We start from the raw sequence: 21,435 nt of genomic DNA, 5'->3' as shown, positions 1-21,435 counted from the left end.
AGCGGCGGAGCCCCGGCGGTGCACTTGGAGCATGTCCTACGAGAACACATCCGCTGAAGCGAAATCCGGTGAACCGCAGGCCACCCACCCCGGTGTCTCGGTGGTCGGCCCCGACGACGGCGAGGTGATCATCATGGCCACCACGCGCATGCGAGTCCTCGAGGACGGCAGCCACACGGAGCACCGTCTCGGGGTCACCGAATCCATCCTCGCCCCGCACACCTCGGGGCCGCCGCAACACCGCCATGCCCTGCACGACGAGGGCTTCTACATCGTCTCGGGCACGTTGGTGTTCACCATCGGGGACACGCGGTACGAGGCGACGGCGGGCACACTCGTGGTCGTCCCGCGCGGAGCCCCGCATACCTTCGCCAACCCGACCGACCAACCCGCCGTCCTGCTCAGCATGTTCACCCCCGACCTCTACGTGCAGTACTTCCGAGACCTCCAGGCCCTGACCGCGGACGGCGGACCGCCGGCGCCACGGGCCGGCCTCGAGACGATGAGCCGCTACGCCACCGTGGCCACCACCGACTTCGCCTGAAGCCGGTGGCGTGACCGGGCGCCCTCAATCCCTCGGCAGCCCTTCGGCGCCCGGATCGCTCACACACGCCCATCCACGACCTCCGGGCCGCCCCGGACCCGGCGGGTCACCCCCATGCGGTGACCCCGAACGGAGATCATGAACATCGCCCATTGGATCGTCGCCGGCCTGCTCGCGTCCTTCTACCTCTACGCGGGTGGGCTCAAAATGGTCCGCAGCCCCGAGCTGCTCCGGCCGATGATGGCCTGGGTGGACCGGATACCGCTGCCCGCCGTCAGGGCACTGGGAACGGTCGAAGTGCTGGGTGCCGTCGGCCTGCTCCTCCCGCCGGCGACCGGCATCGCCCCCTGGGCGGCCCCCGCCGCGGCCATCGGGTTCACCCTGCTGCAAATAGGCGCGATCGCCGTCCACTTGACCGGCGAAGACCGCCGAATCATCCTCAACATCGGGCTCGTCATCGCTGCCGCCGCGACCATCTGGCTCGCCACCGCCCGGCTGTGATCGAGCGGGGAACTTCGTGATGCGGCGGGCCGGTACGGCCGAGGTCGCCCCGTTGAGCGGGGGCAGAAGCCGAGCAGTCCGCAGTTGCTGTCGGCACAGTTGCGCGGTCCGGATCCGGGTACACGTCTGGACGCGGGGCGCATGAGCCGCGACCCGATGGCCACGCGGCGTGGCGACCACACCGACCTGGTGACGCTGGTCGCCAGCCAACTCGACACGAGCGACAGGGAGTTGGCCGCCGCGGCCCGACCGGCCGGCCGGGCCGGCCGGGCCGGCCGGGCCGCCCGGGCCAACCGGGCCGGCGCCCTCGTCACCGCGAACCTCGGCGGTTCGGAACGACCGTCACCGGCCTCGCGAGCCGCCGAGGATTCGGCGTGGCTGTCGGGGCTTCCCGACTATGCGATCGGGAAATCGAAATAGGTGTCCGGGTAGGGCTCGTCCTTCAGCGTGTAGTGCCACCATTCGCAGTCGTACGCACTGAACCCGGCGGCCTCCATGATGGAGCGGAGATATTGTCGATTGGTCGTTTCGACCTCCGTAATACCCCGTGCTCCGTGGTGCGAGATCGGGTCCATCAGGTCGTGGTGGCCGCCCATCGGAGCCAGGTCGCCGGTATCCAGGTGGTAGAGCGTCAGGTCGACGGTACTGCCGCGGCTGTGGCCCGACTTGGCGGCCACATACCCCTTTTCGAACATCTCGGCTCTGTCGATATTCGGATAGTGTCGTGGCTTCGTCCGACCGTCCTCCGCCCGGGTCGACCAGCTCAGGAATCGGTCGACCGCGCGCTGGGGGCGGTATCCGTCCCACAGAAGCAGGTCGAACCCGACCGATGCGGCCTCTTCCCGCGCCCTTTTCAGGGCCGCGCACAAGGCCCTCGTACCGACGATGCGATTGGCCGAATACCCGTCCACCGGCTTGCCGATGAAGTTGTCCCAGGTGGCGTACTTGGCGTCCCACCGCACCCCGGGGATCAGCTCGTCGACGAAGGCGAAGTCGTCGTTCATCGATTCTTTCCTTCGATCGCCAACGACACCAGCCGATCGATCACTTCGGACAACGGGAATCCGGCGGCTGCCATCATGCGCGGATAACGGCTGTACGAGGTGAGCCCGGGAAGGGTGTTGACCTCGTTGAGGACCACGTTTCCGGCCGGCGTGAGGAACATGTCCACGCGGGCCAGCCCCCGGCAACCGAGGGCACGATAGATGGCCTTGGCCGTTTCCTGGACACGAGCGCGCGACTCCGCCGGGATGTCCGCGGGCACGATCGGTGTCGAATTGTCGGAGCCTCTTTCGGGCACCGCCTCCTGGTGGATCTTGAAGAATCCGTGCGACAGCGCGATACGATCCACTTCGCCCGTGATCAATTCCGGATCGTTGCCCAATATCGCGCAGCCGACCTCGCTGCCGACGACAGCCTCTTCGATCAGGATCTTCGAGTCGTATCGACGTGCCTCGGCGATCGCATCGGCCAGTTCTTCCGGCCGGGATACCTTGCCGACCCCGAACGACGATCCGGAACGGGCCGGCTTCACGAACGCGGGATAGAAAATCCCGTCGGCGTCGACCTTCTCGTCCGCCGTGACGGCGATGAAATTCGGCGTGTCGATCCCCGCGCCTGCCGCGATGGCGTAGGCAAGGGATTTGTCCATGCACAGCGCGGAGCTTTGGATGTCGCAGCCCACATAGGGTATTCCGGAGAGTTCCAGCAGACCCTGCGGCGCGCCGTCTTCACCGTGCTTGCCGTGCAGCACCGGCAACACCACATCCAGGCGGATCGTCTCGTAGCGACCCGACTCCAGAAGGAGCAGTCCCTGCACGCTCGGGTCCGGTGCCAGTACGACCGGACGGCAATTGCCGCCTTCCCAGTCCGCGTCGGGGCCGTCACACAGCTTCCAGGCTCCGCCCTTCGTGATCCCGACCCAGAAGGGCAGATACTTTTCCGGGTCGAGGTTCTGCGCGACCAGCTGCGCCGATTTGACGGAGATGGGGTGCTCTTCGGAGCTGCCCCCGAATATGATCCCGATTCTTGTCTCAGCCACGCTGATCCCCGCTCTCGAACTTCAGGCAGTTGACGATGGAGTTTTCGACCGTGTCCCGGAGGGCGTGATCCGTGTAATAGGCGGTGTGCGGGCTGACCAGGGCGTTCGGAAGTTGGTGCAGCCGCAGCAACGACTTGCTTTCGACGGGCTTGTCCCGGCGGTCGGCGTAGAAGATTCCTTCCTCTCCTTCGAGGACGTCCAGCGCCGCGCCACCCAATTCGCCGCGTTCCAGCGCCGCGATCAGGGCCTCGGTTTCGATCAGTGCACCGCGTCCGGTGTTGACGATGAAGGCTCCGTTCTTCATGCGCCCGATGCGTCGGCCGTCGATGAGGTGGTGGGTGTCCGCGGTGAGCGGTGTATGCAGCGTCACGATGTCGCTCACGCGCAGCAGTTCGTCGAGGTCGACGTAATCCGCCGCGACCTTGGGGGTGGTGTCGTGGGCCACTATCCGACAGCCGAAGCCCCGCAGTCTGTCCACGACGGCCGCACCGATGCGCCCCGTTCCCACCACCCCGACGGTCAGGTCACGCAACTCTTTCCCGCGCACATCGTTGAGTGAGTAGTCGTGCGCGTCCGCACGGCGGATGATGGATCTGGCATTTCGCAGTGCCATCAACATGAGCATCAGCGTGTAGTCGGCCACACTGTCTGGGGAATAGACGACATTACCGACGGAGATTCCGACGCTCTCCGCGTATTTCACATCGATATGGTTGTATCCGATGCTTCGTGTGGAGATGTACGCCACGCCGACCCGGCTGAGCGCGAGGAGGGTGGCATCGGCGATGCGCGTCTTGTGGCCCACGCTGATACAGCGGTTCCCCGACGCCAGTTCGATATTGGCCTCGGCGGGCGCTGCGGCGGTAATGGTCGGCACTACGTCGAATCGGGGTGACATTTCTCGGAACAGAGCGGCCTCGTCCCGCTCACATCCATAGATCGTGATTCCCGTGGTTCGAACATCCGAAGAGGAAGCGGAGGAAGCGGAGGACGAGGACGCCGCAGATCCGGTGCGGCGGGCCTCGGTTCGTATCGGATCGCGATAACTCATGACACCCAGTAAAGGCGGCATGGCGTTGTCGGAACGTACGCGCTTTTCGATATGCCGACGCTACGTTACCCACAGGTATTATCGTGAGCACGGCAAACTCGCGTGGTTCGGCGCGAACGCGGCGTCATCGCCCGCGACGCCTCATGTACAGATCGAAGGCCCGGTAGACCATCGGTCGCAGGGGCAGGTCCCACTCGCCGACATACCGCACCGCCCGACCGCCGGTGCCGACCTTGAACCGGATCAGGCCCACGTGCGGATCGTCGGCATCGAGGGTGGGGGTGATGCCGCGCAGGTCGTAGACGTCGCAGCCGGCCGCCAGCGAGTCGCGGATCATCGACCACTGGCACGCGTTGGAGCCGCGCACCTCGCGCTTGGCGGTGGAGGACGCGCCGTACGAGTACCACGCGTGCGCACCGACGCGGACCAGGATGGTCGCGGCGACCGGATCGCCCTCGTGCCGAGCCACGTAGAGCCTGATCCGCTCCGGATCCTCCGCGCTCATCGCCGCGAACATGCTCTCGAAGTAGCGCAGCGGTCGCGGAATGAAGCGGTCACGTTCGGCGGTGTGCACGTAGAGGTCGTGGAACGCCGCCAGGTCCGCGTCGATCGTGACCTCGACGCCCTCCTTCTCGGCCTTCCTGATGTTGCGACGCCAGAGCTGGTTCATGCCCCCGAGCAGGTCGTCCTCGGTCCTGCCGGCCAGCGGAATCTCGTACTTGAACTGCGGCTGGCCGAGCCCGAAACCGTCCTCCGGGCTCTGCGGCAACCATCCGGCGTCCCGAAGCCGGCTGCTCACATGGGCGCCGACCGGGTCGGGCGAGCGGCCGGGGATGTCGGTGAGCCGCCGGATGCCCGGATCGGCGGCGCCCTCCTTGACCTGTTCCGCGCTCCAGGTGTCCATGCGCACCGGCGGGCACAGCCGGATCGCGAACGCCCCGCGTGCCTTGAGGTGGGCCGCCAGCGGGTCGAGCCAGGCGTCGATGTCGCCGGTCCAGTCGATGGTCGGCCCCTCGGGCAGATAGGCGAGCGTGTACCGCTCCAGCCGCGGCACCGGACGGTGCAACACGAGCCCGGCGCCGACCAGCCGCGGGCCGTCGTACCAGCCGACCGATTCGTTGCGCCACTCGGTCTTGACGCGGCCCCACGCCGGGGTCTGAAGGAAGCTGACCGAGCACTGTGCGCGCACGAACGCCAGATGCTCGTTCGCGCCGATCGTCGCGACGGTCAAACGTGTCCCCGCGGCCGGGGAGTTGCGGCGGGGTGCGGTTCGGCTCATCGGTGCCTCGCCCCCGCGTCGGCCCGGTGGGGAGGGGAGGTACACGGCGGTGTCGGCCGGTGGTAGGACATTGCGCCAGTGAAGGCGGCGTGCCGTTGCCGATACGTATGCACTTTTCGATAGACCGACGATATGCCGCGCCTCGTAGCATCGGGGCATGCGTGTGCTGATCGTCGAGGACGAGCCCTACATGGCCGAAGCCATCCGCGATGGCCTGCGCCTGGAGGCGATCGCGGCCGACATCGCCGGAGACGGCGACACCGCCTTGGAGTTGCTGAGCATCAACAGCTACCACATCGCCATCCTCGACCGGGACATCCCCGGACCCTCGGGCGACGAGATCGCCACCCGTATCGTCGCCTCCGGCAGCGGCATGCCCATCCTCATGCTCACCGCCGCCGACCGCATCGACGACAAGGTCACCGGGTTCGAACTCGGCGCCGACGACTACCTCACGAAGCCGTTCGAACTGCGCGAACTGGTGCTCAGGCTCAGGGCCCTGGACCGCAGACGGGCACACAGCAGGCCCCCGGTACGCGAGCTCGCGGGTGTGCGGCTGGACCCCTTTCGCCGGGAGGTCTACCGCGACGGGCGCTATGTGGCGCTGACTAGGAAGCAGTTCGCCGTGCTCGAAGTCCTCGTCGCCGCCGAGGGCGGGGTCGTCAGCGCCGAGGAACTCCTGGCGCGGGCGTGGGACGAGAACGCCGACCCGTTCACCAACGCGGTACGCATCACGGTCTCGGCGCTGCGCAAACGGCTCGGCGAACCCTGGATCATCCTCACCGTACCCGGCGTCGGGTATCGCATCGACACCCAACCGGCGCACGATCGCGAGGGCAACGACCGTGCATAGGGCGTCCGTACAGCCCCTGGGCAAGGCGCCTCCGCCGGCCGTGCACAGCACACCCGAGCAGCCGCCGGCGCGGGCTCCCGGACTGAGCGCGCGCCTGAAACTCACCCTCAGTTACGCCGGCTTCCTCATGCTGGCCGGCTTCCTGCTGCTCATCGTGCTGTGGTGGTCCATCTGGCGGTATGTACCCTACAAGCCGATCAGGGACAGCGACGGTCTGGTCCCCCGGCACGGTCGCATGATGTTTCTGCGCACCTTCATGCCGGTCGCGACCACGATCATGAGCTTCCTGTTGGTGTTCGGTCTGGTGGGCGGATGGATTCTCGCCGGCCGCATGCTCGCCCCCCTCACCCGCATCACGGACGCCACGCGCAAGGCCGCCGACGGGTCGCTCTCCCACCGGATCCGGTTGCGCGGCCGCAAGGACGAGTTTCGCGAACTCGCCGACACCTTCGACGCGATGCTCGCCCGGCTCGAGGAACACGTCGCCGAACAACGAAGATTCGCCGCCAACGCGTCGCACGAACTGCGCACCCCACTGGCGATCTCGCAAACGCTTCTCGACGTGGCCCGCAACAATCCGATCCACGACCACGGCGAACTCGTTGCCCGCCTGCACGCCGTCAATGCCCGGGCGATCGAACTCACCGAGGCGCTGCTCGTGCTCAGCCGCACCGACCAGGGCTCCGTCACCCGCGAACCCGTCGACCTGTCGCTCCTGGTGGAGGAAGCCGCCGAAACACTGCTCCCGCTCGCCGAGAAACGCGGCGTCACCATCGACGCCTCCGGCGAGATCACCCCCACCGTCGGGTCGCCGGCGCTCCTGCTCCAGATGACGACGAACCTCGTCCACAACGCCATCGTGCACAACCTGCCCGAACAGGGCGTCGTGTGGGTCGAGACCTGCGTGCGCCCGAACAAAGTGGTGCTCACGGTCGAAAACAGCGGCGAGGTGCTTTCCGCACAGCTGGTCTCCACCCTCACCGAACCGTTCCAGCGCGGCACCGAACGCATCCGCAACGACCACGCGGGCGTCGGCCTGGGGCTGGCGATCGTCAAGAGCATCGTCCGGGTACACGACGGATCCCTCGTCATCACCCCACGCCCCTGGGGCGGACTGCGCATCACCGTCGAACTGCCCACCGCGACGCGCGTGTCCGTCCCGAGGGCACGGCATGCGGGCGCGACACCGTGAGCGGGCCCGCCGAGGTCCGTCACCCACCGCCACGACCTCGAACATCGCCGACGCCCCGTCAGGAAGCCCAGCATGACCGCGACCCGCCGCCTCATCTCGCCCCGCCGCTGGACCCCTCCCCCGGCCCCGGCCGACCATGGACGCACACACGTCACCGGCCGCTTCGTCGTAGGCCGCCGCATCCCGACCGGCGGCCACGGTCCCGAGGACGTGATCTTCGACGAGCGGGGCCGAATGCTCGCCGGCCTCGACGACGGCACCGTCGTGCGCATCGACCCGGCCACCGGCGCCCGCACCGTGCTCGGGAACACCGGAGGCCGTCCGCTGGGCCTCGAACCCTCCGCCGACGGCGGCGTCCTGGTGTGCGACCACGATCGCGGGCTGCTGCGCATGTCCGCCGACGGATCGGTCGAAGTGCTCGTCGACACGGTCGAGGACCGGCCGCTCACCTTCGCGAGCAACGTGGTGGAAGGCCCGGACGGGACCGTCTGGTTCACGGTGTCCACGCGCCGCTGGGACCTGGAACACCACCTCGGCGACTTCCTGGAGCACTCCTGCACCGGCCTGCTCGTCCGCCGCGACCGCGACGGCACCGTCACCGTGCTCCGCAACGACCTCAAGTTCGCCAACGGCCTCGTCCTCGCGCCGGATGCCTCCCACCTGCTCGTGGCCGAGACCAGCGGGTACCGGGTGAGCCGCTACCGACTCACCGGACCGAACGCCGGCGGCATGGAGCCCTTCGTCGACAACCTCCCCGGCCTGCCCGACAACATGAGCCTGGGCCGGGACGGATTGGTGTGGGTGTCGATCGTGGCGCCCCGAAACGCGCTGCTGGACCGGTTGTTGCCGCTGCCGGGCTTGCTTCGGCTGCTGGTGTGGAACCTCCCCGAGGCGATCCGCCCCGAGGCCGCTCCCATCGCCTGGGTGATGGCGTTCGACCTCGACGGCCGCCTCGTCCACGACCTGCGCACGGACGACGGTTCGTACGCCTTCGTGACCGGCGTCGCCGAATACGACGGAACACTGGTCGCAGCCGGCCTGCACGAGGACGACATCGTCGTCCTGGCGCGCACACCCCCGGCCGAGTGAAAAGTCACCGGAGGACAGGACGAAGCGGCGGCCGAGCGTTATCTGCGAGTCCCGGAAACCTCCCAGATCCGTGGGATTTCGCTGCCCGAGCGCAACGGCGAGGATAACGACAGCGCGTTCCGAACCGGGTGCAGTCGGTGGTCGGCCACCGGCACCGGTGCGGTGGATCGCGCCGTCCAAGCACGTCCCGATCCCTCGGGACGCGGCGTCACTCGCACTCCGCACGAGATGGGACGAACACGCAGATGAGACGCAGCGTAACGATTCTCCGCGAACGAACCGGGCCGGCGCCCGGATCCAGGGGTCGCGCCGGACTGGTTCGCCTGGTCGCGATCGGCGCACTCTCCCTCGGCACGCTGGGCGTGGGCGCCGCGTCGGCCTCCGCCGCCGTCGAGGCTCCGGCCGGCACCGACCCCAACGTCGCCGCCGCCTACCGGTGCGATGTCGTGTACACCACCGCCTACTACTCCTGGATCACCACCGGCCACAGCCACATCGACTCCATGCTGCACGCCGAGCGGAGCTACTCGGCCTGCGATGCAAAGCGCCAGACGTACCTCGTCCGTCCCGGTGATCTCCGTCCCGACAAACCGATCACCATCGACCCGAGCCTGCTCACCCAGGTCCGACCGTAGCCGCACCACCGCACCGCCGCACCAATTCTTCTACCGGAAAAGCGAGTTGATCCCATGAAGATTCGTCGCATCGCCACCGCGATCGCCGGCGCGGCCGTCCTGGCCCCGGTGCTCGTACTGACCGTCGGCTCTGCGGCACACGCGAACCCGCCCTACGCGCACTCCAAGCTCGAGCGGTGCACCATCGACTGGAACAACAACTACTGGTCCGGCGGCGAGGCCTTCGCCCGCGGTCAGTGGAGGGCGTGCATGGCCGAGTAACCGTCCCGCGCCCCGGGCGCCGGTCGCGGCCCACCGTGGGTTTGCGGGCGGCGCTCGTCGGGGCCGGCCTGTGGTCGGTGGAGGAATCTGTGCACGGAGCGGCACGTGTTCCCCCGGAGGGGCGGCCTCCGCATCGGGTCCGCTCCGTAAGGTGGGGATCGGAAGCCGCGCCCGTCGGTCGAGAGGCCGAGGGCATGCCGAAGCAGGAGTCTCCGTGGACCACGAACCCCACCCCGGACGGGAACCGGTCGTGCTCGAACCCTTGGTGCGCGCGTTCGTGGACGAGCACCGGCGCGTGGCCTCGACCGGGGAGGACGGCGGGCGCTCGACCGCGCGGCCCGACGATGGCCTCCCGGGACGGTACTCGAAGACGTCGGGCATCACGTCCGGCCTCACGTCCGGCATCCACGCCGCGGACCCCGACGTCGAGGAGGCGACGCTGACGGTGCCCGTCGCGTGTGACGATCGTCAGGTCGTCCGCGTCCTGCGCCCCGTCGATGCCGACGAGCCACTGCCGGTGATCCTGTATGTACCCGGCCCGTCCCGGACACGGACCGACGCTCCCCCGCAGCGGGCGTTCGAGCGCGACCTCGTGCTCGGCGCGGATGCCGCGGTCGTCGTCCTCGACCCGCCGCACCCCCACGGCAAGCGCCACCCCGCCGCGGTGGAGCGTCTCCACACGATCGCCTCGTGGCTCTTCGAACACGGCGCGGACGCGGGACTCGACCCGCGTCGCGTCGCCGCCGTCGGCGTGTCCACCGGGGCGAACCTGGTGGCCGGCCTGACCCTGGCCACCCGGCGCCACGGCGGTCCGCCGCTGCTCCAGCAGGTGCTGATCTGCCCGACCACCGATGCCTCGGCCTCGGCCTCGACGTCCTGGTATGCCGAGTTCGTGGACGGCTACGTCCCCGATGCCGGGCTCCGCGACGAGAGCACCGTGTCGCCGCTGCGCGCCGGTGTCGACGAACTGGCGGGCCTGCCTCCCGCACTGATCCTGGTCGCGGAGGCCGACGTCCTGCGCGACGAGGGGGAAGCGTACGCCGCCAGGCTGCGAACCGCCGGTGTCCCCGTGGTCTCGCTGCGCTATCACGGGACGATTCACGCCTTCGTCGCCCTCGACGCGCTGCGCGACAGCCACGCCTCCCGGGCGGCGCGCGTCCAGGTCGTCGACACGCTGCACGTCGCCTTGCACGCCTGGCGCGGTTGACCGACCCGACGACGGAATCGGCCCGCTCGGGAGCCGGTCGACGCGACGTCGGGCGTAGGTCGGTCGACCCGACCTCGCGCGTGAGTCAGTTGACCTAACGCCACCCGTGGACGCCGCGTCACGATCATCGAGCGGCCGGTCCAGCGCCGTACGACGGCGACGTGGGCGGAGTGACGATGCGGCCTGTCATGGTGACGGAACCCTCGCGGGCCGAGGCGACATCCGGGCCGTCGGCCAACCGCCCCGGACTGCGGGCCCGCACGGTATGCCTCCTCGACGGGGACGGACTCCCCGATCTCGGGGGTGAGGCGAACGCGGACACGATCGTGGTCGCGATCCCGATCTCCGGATCGCTCGCCGTGACCACCGACGACGGCGACGACGTTGTCTCGACGGGCACCCTCCTCGTCGTCGACGGCCGGTGCCCATCGACGTTCGCCTCCGTCGGAGCCTGCGAACTGGCACTCGTGGCGTTCGCCCGGGCACTGCTGACCGAGCCGGACCCGGCCATTCGGCGAGCGACCGGCCGTGTCCTCGACGCCGAGCGTGGCACCGCCGCCCTCGTCTCGTCGGCCGTGGTGTCCCTGTGCCGAACCTCGGGGTCCGACGTCGTACCGCTCGACCGGATGAGCCATCACGTGGCGGACCTCGTCTCGACGCTGATCGCGGAACTCGCCGAGAACCCGCGGCCGGCTCGTGCCGACGAGCTGATGGCCGACATCCGCTGGTACGTCAACTGCCACCTCGGCGACCCGGAGCTGAGCCCCGAGAGCATCGCGGCGGCGCACTACGTGTCCGTCCGCTATCTGCACAAGCTCTTCGAGGGGGAAGGCGTCACCCTCGCCCGCTGGATCCAACGGCGTCGTCTGCACGAGTGCCGTCGGGAACTCGGGCGTACCGGCCGGAACTCCGTGAAGGTCGCCACCGTGGCCCAGCGCTGGGGTTTCGCCAACCCGGCGCATTTCAGCCGGGCCTTTCGCGCCGCCTTCGGTGTCTCGCCCCGGGACTGGCGCGAGTCGCGCACCACAGGGCACCAGGGCTGAGGTAGGGAGCGACAGGTGAGCATCACCGATCAGGCGTCGTTGCCACGTGTGGTCCGCACGAACAGACTCGGCTACCTCCGGGTCGCGACGATCGAGGCGGACCCGGGCGCACCGCATACGGTTCGCACGCGCTTCGCGGACCGTGCCGACCCATACGTCGGCGTCGGGCTCCAGGATCTCGGCACCTCCCGGGTGGTCCAGGACGGACACGGATCGCTCGTGCGCCCGGGCGAACTCTTCGTCGTCGACACGGACAGGACGTTCACCCTCGAACCCGAGAGCCACGTGCGCGTGCACGCGTTCCGTGTGCCTCGCCGGGCCGTGGCCATCGCCGACCGTGACCTGCGTGCCGTCACCGCGCAGGCCATCGTCCCGGGCACCGGGGTCTCCGCCGTGGTCAAGGCCGTGCTGACCTCGCTGGCGTGTTCGCCGGATCCCTTCGCACCGGCGGTGGGCGAAAGAGTGGCGGGCAACGTCACGGAGCTACTGGCGAGTCTGATCACCGAGCTGGCCCCGTCGGCGACGCCCGCGCCGTCCTCGGTGTCGGGCGAACTCACGCTTCGTATACGGGAGTACATCGACGCGAACCTCGGCGATCCCGACCTCACGCCGGAACGCGTCGCGCGAGCGCAGCGCATCTCGCCGCGCTACCTGCACCGGGTGTTCGAGTCCGAGGACACCACCGTGGGCAGGCTGATCCAGCGCCGCCGTCTCGAGGAGTGCGCTCGCGAGCTGGCCAGGCGCGGACGCACCAGCCCCACCGTGGCGGCGGTCGCGCAACGCTGGGGCTTCGTCAGCCCGGCCCACTTCAGCCGGGCCTTCCGCGCGACGTACGGCGTTTCTCCGACGGAGTGGCGCGACCGGGGGCAGGGGCCGCATCCGGCGCTCCCCGCCCGTCGACAATCCTGACGACGGCCATGGGCCCGGGTCCAGGTCGGCGAAATGCCACGTCGGCCGCCGGCCCGCGGCAGGTACGACCGTAACCTGGTGCCCGAGATCCAACGCGCCCGTGCGTACGCGACGGGCGCACCCCGAACGATCGCGGCCTGGTGAGGAGGCGGTGTGAACATCCTGCTGGAAGCCACGTTCGACGACGAACACAACGCACGTGAGCGCCTCGAAGCCGCGTTTCGCCGATCCCTCGGGCCGGTCGGGGTCACGGTTCCGCGCGGGCGTCGGGTCGGAGCCGTATTCACCGGCACCCGGATCGGATACGCACGCGTCCTCACGGTCGCGTCGAGCGGCCTGGGGTTCGGCCGCAGCACCCGAATGACGCACCGTCACCCACTCGGGGCGGTGACCGTCGCCCTCCAACGTCAGGGCGTCGCGTCGATCGCGCAGGACGGCCGTGACACCGTGCTCAGGGGCGGTCAGGCCGCCCTCGTCGACATGCGCCGTCCCTTCGCCGTCCGCCAGTTCGACGACTTCACGATGAACCTCGTGCGGTTGCCGCACGAGGTCGTCGCCCGGCTCGGCGGAGCGTTGGAAGATGCGACGGGTCGGGTGCTCGCGCCCGGATCCGGTGTCGGCGGGATCTTCGTCGACTTCGTCGCACGGCTCGCCGACGTCTGCGCCCAGGTCTCCGCCGGGATCGGCGAGCGTCTCGCCGGCCACACCGCGGACCTGCTGGCGACCGTTCTCGAAGAGGGGTGCCGGGCCGACGGCGCACGAACCGATGCCGCGCTCTCGCGGGTACACCTCGTCGACCAGGTCCTCGGCTACATCGACACCCACCTCGGCGACCCCGGGCTGTCCCCGGAAGCCATCGCGGCACAGCAGCGCATCACGGTGGACCACCTGCACCGACTCTTCGACGGGCACGGGGCCGCGCTCGGCCGGATCATCCAGCAGCGGCGTGTCGACGCGTGCGTCCGCGAGCTCGACCGGCGTGCCGCCATGCACCCGCGACTCACCGAGGTGGCGCGTCGCTGGGGGTTCGCCGACACGGCGCACTTCACGAAGGCGTTCGCGGCCGTGCACGGCACGCCGTTCGGGACGCGCCGCGCCCGGCCGCTCGCGACGGGGTAGCTCCGCGACACGGACGGGACGCACACGTTCTCGAGGTCGGGTCGAGCCGATCCAGTGGGGCGAGGTACTCCAGTGGAGCGGGGTACTACAGTGGACCGGCGACGGAGCGGTTGGGGTTGGGGAATCCTCCGATGCTCGTGCGGAGCTTCGGTGCCGTCCCAACCGGATGCCGGCTGCCGATGCCCCCAGAGCACGAAACGACCAGAGGGAGACGGGCAGTGGACGGCCGGGAGCGAAGCGCCCACGACCTCGTGGGTCGCGAGCGCGAGAAGGCGCTGCTCGCCCGGAGTCTGCACGACGTCCGGGTCGACCGGAGAGGCACCGGGGTCCTGCTGCGCGGAGACGCCGGCATCGGCAAGACCGCCCTGCTCGCGTGGGTGGAGACCCAGGCCCGGCAGATCGGCTTCACCGTGTTGCGTGCCGTCGGTTCCGAGGCGGAACAGGGACTGGCCTTCGGGGCACTGCACCAGGTCCTGTGGCCTCTCCTCGACGGCGGCGACGACGTACCGGAGCACGCCGACGCCCTGTACCGGGCGCTGGGACTGCGCGAAGGCATGCCGCCCGGCGGTTTCGCGGTGGGCGCGGCGGCCCTGCGGATGCTCGCCGACGCCGCTCGTTCGGGCCCGCTCGTCCTCCTGCTCGACGACCTGCAGTGGGTGGACGCGTCCAGCGCGACGGTGTTCGCGTTCCTGCGTCGGCGCATCACCGACCTGCCGGTGCTCATCGTGGGCGCCGTGCGTCCCGAGGCGGACGCGGACGCCGACGCGCACGACGGTTGGCCGGCCGACCCCGTCGAGGTGGGCACGCTGGCCCACGCGGACGCGGGAGAGCTGTTGCGGCGACGCTACCCGGCCATGGTCGCCACGGCGGCGAACCGGGTGCTGGACGCCGCCGACGGCAATCCGCTCGCCGTGGTCGAACTGCCGCTCCAGCTCGAGGAGGGCCACGTCAAGGGGCTCCTTCCGATGCCCGAGATGTTGCCCCTCGGCCGACGCCTGGAACGCCTGTTCGCCGGCCGGATCAACTCGCTGCCGCCCGATGCCCTCCGTGTCCTGCTGCTCAGCGCGCTGTGCGGCGGCACCGCGGCAGGCAACACCGGCGCATGGCTGCGCGCCGTCTCGGGCGACGACGCGGAACGCACGCTCGCGCACATCGAGGCGAGCGGTCTGGCCCGACTCGACGCGTCGAAGGCGCTGGTCTTCCGCCACCCGCTGGTGCGCAGTGCGGTGATCGCCGCCGCCCCGGGGCACGACCTGCGTGCGGCACACCGGACAATCGCCGAAACCCTGCTGCCCGACGATCCGCGGCGCCTGGTGCACGAGGCCGCCGCGGCACTTCTCCCGGACGAGGACCTGGCCGCGCGCCTCGAAGACGCCGGTCGCCGGCTCGCGCGCCGAGGTGGAGACGCAGAAGGCGCGCTGCTCCTGGACCGCGCCGCCGCACTGAGCCTGGCTCCCGACCGGCGGGCCCGACGATTGACGTGGGCCGCCGTCATGGCCGCGCGCGGAGGCCGACTGTGCCACACGGCGCAGCTCGTCGACGAGCTGAAGCAAGGACCGGTCCCCGCCGACATCGCCCCGCTGTTCGGCTACGCGGTGGTGTACGTCGATCAAAGTCACCGCATCGACTTCGAGTCGTCGTTCACGCTGCTGCCCGAGGTCCTGCGGGCGTTGGCGCAACCGGGCGCGGACTCGTTCGGGGGCCTGGCCGAGCAGGTGTATTTCAAGCTGCTGCTCGCCACGTCCCTCACGAACGACCCGCGGGGCTGGGACGCCCTCGACCGCCGGCTCGCGATGGCGTCGCCCCTGGGTCGGCTGTGCTACCGCGCGTGGGTGGACCCGCCCCGTACCGCGCACGGCGTGGCCGAGGAACTGCGGAAGCTGCTGACGGACATGAGCGACGAGCAGGCGGCGGGGGACGGCTGGCTCGCCCTGTGGACGGCGTCGGCGGTCGACGCCGCCGACGCGGACCTGCGGCGTCGGTTCACCGGTCGGCACGGCTACGCCACCCAGGGCTCGCTCGCGAAGGCCGAGCGCTATCAGGACTTCCTGCGCGGAAACTGGGACACGGCCGTGCTGTGCCTGCGGGAGGCGGAGGCCGCCGACGACGTCGGCTATCGCAACAACGCCTTGTTGTTCCGCTTCTACTACGCGCATTTCCTCGCGGGTCGAGGCGCCGAGGCGGAGCTGCGCGAGGTCGACCGGTGGATCCGGCCCGTCGCGGCGACCGCGCGGATGCGCTTCGTCCTGGACAACCTCACCCGGCTCCGCGGTCTGGCCGCGTTGGGTCACGGCCGGTACGAGGAGGCGTATGCGCATCTGACCGAACTCACCGAGCCGGGTGTGCTGCCGCGCGGCATGCCGTGGTTCCATCTCGTCTTCTTCGACTTCGTCGAGGCGGCGGTACGTACCGGCCGGCTCGCGGAGGCGCGTGCGCACGTGGCGGCCGGCGAAGCCGCCCGGATGGAGAAGATCTCCGACCACCACGCCTTCCTGCTCGCCGCGGCCGCCGCGTCGACCGCGCCGGAAGAGGTCGCGGACGCGCGCTTTCGGGACGCGTATGCGGTGCCCGGCGCCGCGCAGTGGGTATTCGACATGGCGCGTCTGCGGCTCGCGCACGGCTCGTGGCTGCGTCGTCGGCATCGCGCCGAGGCCCGGGACGTGCTGCGCGAGGCCCATCACACGTTCCGTCGGCTCCGCGCCGACTCGTGGCGGGGACTGGCCGAACAGGAACTGCGCGCCGCCGGCGACCCGGTCGGCGCGGTCCGGGACTCGAACAACCCATTGAGCGCGCAGGAACTGCGCATCGCACGACTCGCTGCGCAAGGACTGTCCAACAAGGACATCGGACAGCGGCTGCAACTCTCGCCGCGCACGGTCTCGGCTCACCTGTACCGGATTTTCCCCAAGCTCGGGATCACCTCCCGGGCGGCCATCGGCCGGGCGCTGGGAAGCGACGCCTGAAGCACCGGCGCACCACCGCCCGCCGTTTGCATGCGTTGTGAGGTCAAACCCGGTGCACGGACGGTCAATCTCCGGCGTCTTCGCGGTTCTAGCGTGAGGATCGACGGCCCCGCAGATCTCCGTGTCTGGTCCGGAGGGGTCGGAACCTCACATGGAACTCAGGAGATTCGCATGTCCGACGTTGTGGAGCCGGTGCAACCGGTACTGCCGGTACGGCCGGTGCTGGAGCCGGCCGCCGCCGCGTTCGCCGAAGCGACCGCCAATCCGCCCTACCTGTTCGACCTGCCGCCCGCCGAGGGGCGAAAGACCGTCGACGAGGTGCAGTCCGGCGAGATCGACAAGCCGCGGATCGACGAGGAATGGATCACCGTCTCCGGCGGCCCGACGGGCAGCGTCCGCGCCCGCATCGTGCGCCCCGCCGGCGTGCAGGGGATTCTGCCGGTGATCCTCTACATCCACGGCGCGGGCTGGGTGTTCGGCAACGCCCACACCCACGACCGCCTGGTGCGCGAACTCGCCGTCGGCGCGAACGCCGCCGTGGTCTTCCCCGAATACGACCTCTCCCCCGAGGCCCGCTACCCGGTCGCCATCGAACAGAACTACGCGGTCGCGCAGTGGATCGTGCGGCAGGGCGCGGCCAAGGACCTGGACGGCTCGCGACTGGCCGTCGCCGGCGACTCCGTCGGCGGCAACATGACCGCCGCGCTGACCCTGATGGCCAAGGAACGCGGCGACGTCCCGCTCGTGCAGCAGGTGCTGTTCTACCCGGTCACCGACGCGAACTTCGACACCCCGTCGTATCACCAGTTCGCCGAGGGCTACTTCCTGCGCCGCGACGGCATGCAGTGGTTCTGGGACCAGTACACGACCGATCCCGCGCAGCGCGCGCAGATCACCGCGTCCCCGCTGCGGGCGACCGTCGACCAGCTCACCGGCCTGCCGCCGGCCCTGGTCATCACCGGCGAGGCCGACGTGCTGCGCGACGAGGGCGAGGCGTACGCGAACAAGCTGCGCGAAGCCGGCGTCCCCGTCACCGCCGTCCGCTTCCAGGGCATCATCCACGACTTCGTCATGCTCAACGCCCTCCGCGAGACGCACGCCGCCCAGGCCGCCATCACGCTGGCCGCCGGCACCCTGCTCACCGCGCTGCACAGCGGCTGACACCGCGCTCGACGTCGACCTCCGACAACCTCCGCCAACCCCCGACAACAGGGAGAACAACCCGAACATGACCACGAATCCCACCCCCACAGCCGTGCTCGTGCACGGGGCCTTCGCGGACGCCGCCAGTTGGACCGGGGTCATCGCGGAACTGCAGAACCACGGCATCCCCGTACTCGCGCCACCGAACCCGCTGCGCGGCCTGGCGTCGGACGCCGCGTACATCGCGTCCGTGGTTGCCCAGGTCGACGGTCCGGTGGTGCTCGTCGGCCACTCCTACGGCGGTGCGATCATCTCCGTGGCCGGCGTTGCGGACAACGTCGTCGGGCTGGTGTACGTAGCGGCCTACGTCACCGAAGAGGGCGAGAGCCTGGGCGAGTTGCAGGGCCGCTTCCCCCTGTCGCCGCTCGTCGAGAACCTGAAGGAGGCGACGTACCCCACGGACGGGGCGGAGCCCGCCGTCGAAGTCACCATCAAGGCCGAGGCGTTCCCGGACATCTTCGCCGCCGACGTCCCGGCCGCCGCCACCAGGGTCCTCGCGGTGGCGCAGCGTCCGCTGGCCACCTCGGCGTTCACGGAGACGGCCTCGGCCGCAGCGTGGAAGACCAAGCCTTCCTGGGCGCTCGTGGCCGGCGCGGACCAGGCGATCAACCCCGAGGTCGAGCGCTTCGGAGCCGAGCGGGCCGGGGCGACGATCGTCGAGATCGAGGGCGCCTCGCACGCCGTGGCCGTGTCCCGGCCCAAGGAGGTCGCCGAGCTGATCCGCGACGCGGTACGCGCGGCCGGCTGACGAGGCGACGACCGCGCGGGGGCACTCGTCACATGGTGAGCACCCCCGCGCGGCTGTCGGAATCGGGCACCACGGTTCGGCGCATCTCGGGCCCCGCCACGGTGACCGGGGAGCTTCCCCTGGACCAACACGAACGCACGCCGTGGGCAAAGGGTGCGCCCGACGCCGCGACCGGTTACATCATCGACGGCGACCTGACCGTCGACGGTGCCGTGGTCGACATCGACGCCGGCGACGCGGCACTGATCGTCCGCCGACCTCCTGGTCCCCGAGTTCCTCGTCACCGGTACACCGGAACCCGACGACTTCGCCGACATCGGCGTCCGCGGCGCCCTCCTCCGCGAACGTATCCTCGCCGGCCTCCCCCTCACCAGGAGCGGCGAGCACTGACGACCGTGTCGTCCCGGGCCGGACGACTCCGGTCCGGGACCCCGCTCGGTAACCGTCCACGCGCCAGGGCTTGCGATCGTCAGGAGCCCTTGGTCAGGTGTCCCCAGACGTCCGCGTCGCCCTTGAGGGTCGCCTTTCCCGAGACGGTCAGATTCGAGAGGACCACCGAGTCCACCGCCTCGATTCCGGCTGCCTTGATCCATCCCGATGGCCCGGGTCGCTCACGTGGACGGTGGTGGTGAGGACGTATCCCGGTCGCGGTTGCCGTCGTTGCGGAGGTCGGCTCGATAGCACTCGGTCGTATAGGGCATCTGCGTCGGGCGCTCCACGTCGAGCAACGCGCGGACCCGTGACAGCAACTCCTCCCGCGCTGCGGGCTCCAGCATGATCACGTAGCTGCGGGAGGCGACCATGTCCACGATCTCCGCGGCCGACAGCGGCTGACTCCAGCGCAAGTCCTGCCGCTCGACGGGGCCGAACGGCGCGCCCACGTCCTCCACTTGCCGGGCATTCGTCGGTGCCGCCGCGCAGTCACGCAGGATGCGGTCGAGTTCCGCCACCCAAGGCACCGACACGTCACGGAAGTTCCACACCAGGCCCAGTCGCCCGCCCGGGCGCAGCACCCGGGCGGCTTCCGGGACGGCTTGCTCCGGGTTCACCCAGTGCCAGGCTTGCGCACAGACCAGGGCGTCCACGCTCGAATCCGGAAGCGGGATCGATTCCCCGGTCCCGTCCAGGACCCGCACGTCGGGAAGCACGTGCGAGAACCGCTCGCGCATCCCGGCGGAGGGCTCCACCGCGACGACCTCCCGGCCCGCGGCCCGCAGCGCCCGGGTCAGCTTGCCCGTACCCGCACCGACGTCGACAACGGTTCGCGCGTCCTGGGGCACCAGCCAGGCCACCGCCTCCGGCGGGTAGGGCGGGCGGCCACGCTCGTAGGCGTCCGCCGCGGCCCCGAACGAGCGCGCCCGACGAAATTCTTCCCGCTCCTCGGCTCCCGTCATGCCCGGCATCCTGCCAGGTACCGTCCGGTGCGCTCGTCACAATCATGTGACAGCACGTAACAGGATCGTGGCGGTGTGTCCCGGGGCGGAGGGCACGCCGATACTCGGTCGTACCAGTGGGCACTCGCGAGGGGGAGCGGCCATGACGCAGCTCGACAGGGTCGACAACACACTGTGCGCCACCGGGCGGCACGTCTTCGCCGGACAGCGGGACCGGCATCCCGGGAGTGTCGGGTGGTGGGCGGTGCTGCGGGCCGGCGGGTGGGGTCTCGTGACGATCGCCATCGCGTGCGTGATGACCTCGGTCGCCTACAGTCCGATGATGGCCGTCGCGGTCCTGGGCGTCGTCGTCGGCGCGATGGTGATCTGCTTCGCGTGGAACCTGCTGCGCGGGCACCGGGGCGGATGCGCCGCGAGGCGGTCCGTACGCGCGGTGCTGTGCGCATACGAGGGCGCCTCCCTGCCGTGACACGCGGCGACGGACCCCGCAGGGGCCCGGCGACACGGCGGCGGCCGACGAAGGGGATGGAGGCCGTCCGTCCCGGGCAGTTGGGATCGTCGATTGTGGGCAGGGATGCTCCGTCCCTCCACTCCGAGGCCACCGCCGGAGATCGACATGGTCGACGAACCACCCGCATCACCCCACCTTCGCGAGACGATCCGTTGGAACGTGCCGCCCGAACCGGGCGCCTTACGCCCGATCCGTCACGCGGTCCGCGACACCCTCACCGACTGGGGCTGGGCCCACGAACGCGTCCACACCGCCGTGTGGGTGACCTCCGAACTCGTGGGCAACGCCCTGCGCCACACCGACGCCGGCGCCGTGCTCACCCTGACGCCCGTCCCCCACGGCGTACGCCTGACCGTCACCGACACGTCCCCTCAACCGCCCGTCCGCCGTGCCCCCGGCCCCGGCGGCGGGCACGGGCTGCGCGTCCTCGACGCCCTCGCCCCCGGGTGGACCGTCGAACACCACCCGCACGGCAAGAGCATCCATGCCGACATCCGCACCTGACGCCCTGCGGCACCGACCCGCCCGACCACCGGGCCGACGAGGCGGAGCGAACGGCCGATCCTTTCCGGGAAAGACCGCGCGAAACGCACCGATTCCAGGGAATGCGCCCTCTCGGGCGGGGCAGACGTGGGGCGGAGGTAAAAACAATGATTCCCCTTTTGGTCGTCCTGCTTCTCGCCCTGATCCTTTTCGGTGCCGGCTTCGCACTCCAGGCCCTGTGGTGGATAGCCGTCATCGTCCTGGTCGTTTGGGCCCTGGGCTTCATATTCCGCTCCGCGGGCACCGGCGGCCGGCGTGGCCGATGGTACCGCTGGTAAATCCCGACAACGACACAGTTTCCCACCATGTCACCGACAGGGTGGGGTGTGGGTCGACCCCGATTTATCGG

Annotated in this window: 23 protein-coding genes; 18 read left to right on the top strand and 5 right to left on the bottom strand. The window is 70.0% G+C overall.

Going from position 1 to position 21,435, the window contains the following annotated elements; genetic code table 11:
* The first annotated feature begins 31 nt into the window (after positions 1-31).
* The 3 genes from ACWGR4_RS03305 (at position 32) to ACWGR4_RS03295 (ending at position 1,465) form a co-directional block, all read left to right on the top strand.
* Positions 32-544 carry a cupin domain-containing protein gene (locus ACWGR4_RS03305; protein ID WP_452128194.1) on the top strand — a complete coding sequence of 171 codons (513 nt, stop codon included), beginning with the start codon at positions 32-34 and terminating at the stop codon, positions 542-544.
* A gap of 138 nt (positions 545-682) precedes the next feature.
* Complete coding sequence (locus tag ACWGR4_RS03300; RefSeq protein WP_452128195.1) at positions 683-1,045, top strand: DoxX family protein; 363 nt, start codon at positions 683-685, stop codon at positions 1,043-1,045.
* A 141-nt stretch (positions 1,046-1,186) separates the two neighbouring features.
* Positions 1,187-1,465, top strand: a complete 279-nt coding sequence (locus ACWGR4_RS03295; protein ID WP_452128196.1) for a hypothetical protein — start codon at positions 1,187-1,189, stop codon at positions 1,463-1,465.
* On the opposite strand, the gene vanX is transcribed toward ACWGR4_RS03295, so the two are convergent.
* The 4 genes from vanX to ACWGR4_RS03275 form a co-directional block, all read right to left on the bottom strand.
* Positions 1,441-2,049, bottom strand: coding sequence for a D-Ala-D-Ala dipeptidase VanX (gene vanX / locus ACWGR4_RS03290; RefSeq protein WP_380006670.1), 609 nt, complete (start codon positions 2,047-2,049; stop codon positions 1,441-1,443). The two genes, ACWGR4_RS03295 and vanX, sit on opposite strands and share 25 nt — an antisense overlap.
* Positions 2,046-3,086 carry a D-alanine--(R)-lactate ligase gene (gene vanA, locus ACWGR4_RS03285; RefSeq protein WP_452128197.1) on the bottom strand — a complete coding sequence of 347 codons (1,041 nt, stop codon included), beginning with the start codon at positions 3,084-3,086 and terminating at the stop codon, positions 2,046-2,048. The genes vanX and vanA overlap by 4 nt, the downstream gene beginning before the upstream one ends.
* Positions 3,079-4,137 (bottom strand): D-isomer specific 2-hydroxyacid dehydrogenase family protein, encoded by a 1,059-nt coding sequence (locus ACWGR4_RS03280; protein WP_452128198.1) that lies wholly within the window; start codon positions 4,135-4,137, stop codon positions 3,079-3,081. Before ACWGR4_RS03280 ends, vanA begins: the two co-directional genes overlap by 8 nt.
* 124 nt (positions 4,138-4,261) lie before the next feature.
* Positions 4,262-5,416 carry a lipid II:glycine glycyltransferase FemX gene (locus ACWGR4_RS03275; RefSeq protein ID WP_452128199.1) on the bottom strand — a complete coding sequence of 385 codons (1,155 nt, stop codon included), beginning with the start codon at positions 5,414-5,416 and terminating at the stop codon, positions 4,262-4,264.
* Positions 5,417-5,573: 157 nt separating this feature from the next.
* Here ACWGR4_RS03275 and ACWGR4_RS03270 point away from each other — a divergent pair, with 157 nt between their 5' ends.
* The 12 genes from ACWGR4_RS03270 (at position 5,574) to ACWGR4_RS03215 (ending at position 18,638) form a co-directional block, all read left to right on the top strand.
* The gene (locus ACWGR4_RS03270; protein ID WP_380006658.1) at positions 5,574-6,269 is read left to right on the top strand and encodes a response regulator transcription factor; all 696 of its coding nucleotides are present in this window, start codon (positions 5,574-5,576) and stop codon (positions 6,267-6,269) included.
* Between the two features lie 127 nt (positions 6,270-6,396).
* Complete coding sequence (locus ACWGR4_RS03265; protein WP_452128222.1) at positions 6,397-7,461, top strand: sensor histidine kinase; 1,065 nt, start codon at positions 6,397-6,399, stop codon at positions 7,459-7,461.
* A 72-nt stretch (positions 7,462-7,533) separates the two neighbouring features.
* Positions 7,534-8,550 (top strand): SMP-30/gluconolactonase/LRE family protein, encoded by a 1,017-nt coding sequence (locus tag ACWGR4_RS03260; protein ID WP_452128200.1) that lies wholly within the window; start codon positions 7,534-7,536, stop codon positions 8,548-8,550.
* A 245-nt stretch (positions 8,551-8,795) separates the two neighbouring features.
* Positions 8,796-9,185: a hypothetical protein gene (locus ACWGR4_RS03255; RefSeq protein WP_452128201.1), complete on the top strand. Its 390-nt coding sequence runs from the start codon at positions 8,796-8,798 to the stop codon at positions 9,183-9,185.
* A gap of 54 nt (positions 9,186-9,239) precedes the next feature.
* Complete coding sequence (locus tag ACWGR4_RS03250) at positions 9,240-9,446, top strand: hypothetical protein (RefSeq protein WP_452128202.1); 207 nt, start codon at positions 9,240-9,242, stop codon at positions 9,444-9,446.
* 214 nt (positions 9,447-9,660) lie between these two features.
* Positions 9,661-10,653, top strand: a complete 993-nt coding sequence (locus tag ACWGR4_RS03245; RefSeq protein WP_452128203.1) for an alpha/beta hydrolase — start codon at positions 9,661-9,663, stop codon at positions 10,651-10,653.
* A gap of 188 nt (positions 10,654-10,841) precedes the next feature.
* Positions 10,842-11,696 (top strand): helix-turn-helix domain-containing protein, encoded by an 855-nt coding sequence (locus tag ACWGR4_RS03240; protein WP_452128204.1) that lies wholly within the window; start codon positions 10,842-10,844, stop codon positions 11,694-11,696.
* 15 nt (positions 11,697-11,711) lie between these two features.
* Positions 11,712-12,605 carry a helix-turn-helix domain-containing protein gene (locus tag ACWGR4_RS03235; RefSeq protein WP_452128205.1) on the top strand — a complete coding sequence of 298 codons (894 nt, stop codon included), beginning with the start codon at positions 11,712-11,714 and terminating at the stop codon, positions 12,603-12,605.
* Positions 12,606-12,758: 153 nt separating this feature from the next.
* The gene (locus ACWGR4_RS03230; RefSeq protein ID WP_452128206.1) at positions 12,759-13,724 is read left to right on the top strand and encodes an AraC-like ligand-binding domain-containing protein; all 966 of its coding nucleotides are present in this window, start codon (positions 12,759-12,761) and stop codon (positions 13,722-13,724) included.
* 218 nt (positions 13,725-13,942) lie between these two features.
* Positions 13,943-16,687: a helix-turn-helix transcriptional regulator gene (locus tag ACWGR4_RS03225; RefSeq protein WP_452128207.1), complete on the top strand. Its 2,745-nt coding sequence runs from the start codon at positions 13,943-13,945 to the stop codon at positions 16,685-16,687.
* 171 nt (positions 16,688-16,858) lie between these two features.
* A complete protein-coding gene (locus tag ACWGR4_RS03220; protein ID WP_452128208.1) occupies positions 16,859-17,848 on the top strand; it encodes an alpha/beta hydrolase in 990 nt (329 codons plus the stop codon).
* A 67-nt stretch (positions 17,849-17,915) separates the two neighbouring features.
* Positions 17,916-18,638, top strand: a complete 723-nt coding sequence (locus tag ACWGR4_RS03215) for an alpha/beta fold hydrolase (RefSeq protein WP_380006628.1) — start codon at positions 17,916-17,918, stop codon at positions 18,636-18,638.
* A gap of 611 nt (positions 18,639-19,249) precedes the next feature.
* Here the strand turns inward: ACWGR4_RS03215 and ACWGR4_RS03210 are convergent.
* Positions 19,250-20,032, bottom strand: coding sequence for a class I SAM-dependent methyltransferase (locus tag ACWGR4_RS03210; RefSeq protein ID WP_452128209.1), 783 nt, complete (start codon positions 20,030-20,032; stop codon positions 19,250-19,252).
* A 142-nt stretch (positions 20,033-20,174) separates the two neighbouring features.
* Here ACWGR4_RS03210 and ACWGR4_RS03205 point away from each other — a divergent pair, with 142 nt between their 5' ends.
* From ACWGR4_RS03205 to ACWGR4_RS03195, 3 genes are all read left to right on the top strand, one after another.
* Positions 20,175-20,501 (top strand): hypothetical protein, encoded by a 327-nt coding sequence (locus ACWGR4_RS03205; RefSeq protein WP_452128210.1) that lies wholly within the window; start codon positions 20,175-20,177, stop codon positions 20,499-20,501.
* A gap of 147 nt (positions 20,502-20,648) precedes the next feature.
* Complete coding sequence (locus tag ACWGR4_RS03200) at positions 20,649-21,047, top strand: ATP-binding protein (RefSeq protein WP_452128211.1); 399 nt, start codon at positions 20,649-20,651, stop codon at positions 21,045-21,047.
* 146 nt (positions 21,048-21,193) lie between these two features.
* Complete coding sequence (locus tag ACWGR4_RS03195; protein WP_078981957.1) at positions 21,194-21,364, top strand: DUF5670 family protein; 171 nt, start codon at positions 21,194-21,196, stop codon at positions 21,362-21,364.
* The last annotated feature ends 71 nt before the right edge of the window (positions 21,365-21,435 follow it).

Source organism: Embleya sp. NPDC055664 (assembly GCF_053618075.1).
The sequence above is the reverse complement of the archived record's forward strand: the minus strand, read 5'-3'. Positions and strand labels throughout refer to the sequence as shown.